This is a genomic window from Caballeronia sp., from assembly GCF_049581465.1.
Taxonomy (GTDB): Bacteria; Pseudomonadota; Gammaproteobacteria; order Burkholderiales; family Burkholderiaceae; genus Caballeronia.
This window is the reverse complement of sequence record NZ_JBAUSA010000497.1, coordinates 1-1790: the sequence shown is the minus strand read 5'-3', so window position 1 is coordinate 1790 and position 1790 is coordinate 1. Positions and strand designations below refer to the sequence as shown.

The following is a 1790-nucleotide window of genomic DNA, read 5'->3' as shown; positions in this document are numbered from 1 at the left end:
GTACTAGCCTATACACTCCCCGCGCACTCGGCGGACACGCCAGATTACCGATATACCCAATATGAACGCGTAGTCACGGTTGACGACTCGGGCCGGGCAGTCAGACGCGTAACGCTTAGCCTCGTGTTATCGAGCGACGCAGCACTCCAGCGGTTTTCCCAGTATGCCGTGTCCTATGACGCGGATCTGCAAACGCTGACGATCGACAAAGCGCAAACGGTGCACGCCGACGGCGAAAACGTGGCGACCAACCTGAAAGACACTGTATTCGATCAGCCTACCCCGACTACTGCCGTCGCCCCGATGTTCAGTTCAGAACATCTACGTTTCGTTGTGTTTCCCGCCGTCAGGCGAGGCGATACCGTTCAACTCAGTTACACGCTGACGGATCGCGAGACGATGCTACCCGGCAAGTTCGACGAGATTGCGTATTTCCCGCCAACGCAGCAGTACGACAACGTGCAGGAAACCCTCGATACGCCAATCGGCATGCCAGTACGGATTGATGCAAAGGGAATGCAATCCGTCAGCGATACCGTGCAGGGTACGCGACATGTCCAGGCTTATCGTTACCGCACGCCCGCAAGTGGACCGACGCATGAGCAAGCCGACGCCGTATCCCCGCTCGATACCGGCCCGTACTTCGGCGCAACAAATTTCACCGACTATGCACAACTGGGGCACGCCTACGAGCAACGTGCGCGCCCGCAAATGCGAGCGTCCGAGCCCATCCGGAAGCTTGCCGACCAGATCACGCAAAACGTAACGGACAGGCGGCAGCAGGCCATGCTCATTTACGACTGGGTCAGTCGGAACATCCGCTACCTGGCCGTCTGGGTTGGCTCGGGGCCGGTGGTTCCGCATAGCGCTGACCAGGTGCTGAGCAACGGCTATGGCGATTGTAAGGACCATGATGCGCTGTTTATCGCCTTGCTCAGTGCGAAGGGCATACGCGCAGACAGCATACTCGTCAACCTGGGCAACAGCTATCGCTTACCGTCGGTCCCCGTGGTGGCGGGATTCAATCACGCCATCACCTGGCTGCCAGAATTTGGCGTGTTCGCTGACACGACCAGCGGCTTCTCCCCCTTCGGGACACTAACGTTCGCTAGCAGCGATAAGCCCGCGCTCGACACGGTGACGGGACAAATACTGCATACGCCCCCGCAAAACGAGGCGAACAGCATGTCGTCGAGTGATTACACCATTCAGATCGGCAACACCGGCAATGCCGACATCCACGGCGCGTTCGTGCTGAACGGACAGGCCGCGTTTACGCCTCGACTCGCATTGTCACAATACAAGGCCGATCGTATCGGCTATCAGCTACTCGAGAAAATCGGTCTCACGGGGTCGCTGCGCGTCGCCGCGCTCAGCAGCGGCGAAATCGATCAACCGCTCAGACTCGATCTGATCGGGACCGTCAATAACATGGCGCTCATGCCGGGCCCGGCGGCGCTAGCCATTCCGGTGATGCCCGGGTACAGCTCGATCAAGGCGTTTGCGGATTACGTGCTGGCGCAGGCCGGCCGACCCCTCGATGGTCCCTGCGTGGGAACGGCGGTGCACGAACACTACAAGGTAAAGTTTTCCCTCGGTGGAGTTCGCGGATAAATTCGTGCGTTGAAGATTGAGTTCCAAGATTCGCCTCACCTGCGTTGTTAGCTTCCACTTCTGACGGCAAGCCGCCCACTGTCCCACGCATATTTAAGAAAGTGCCGTTCGGTTCCACCACGGCAACTTTGATGCATCGCTCGACTTCAATAGAGAAACGGATGTCTAACAAGTAA

General features: G+C 58.3%; 1 protein-coding gene. It reads left to right on the top strand.

Annotated elements, in window-relative coordinates; genetic code table 11:
- The coding region (locus WCA53_RS12175; RefSeq protein WP_423909925.1) for a DUF3857 domain-containing transglutaminase family protein at window positions 1-1614 on the top strand (1614 nt) is incomplete at its 5' end.
- Window positions 1615-1790 lie beyond the last annotated feature (176 nt).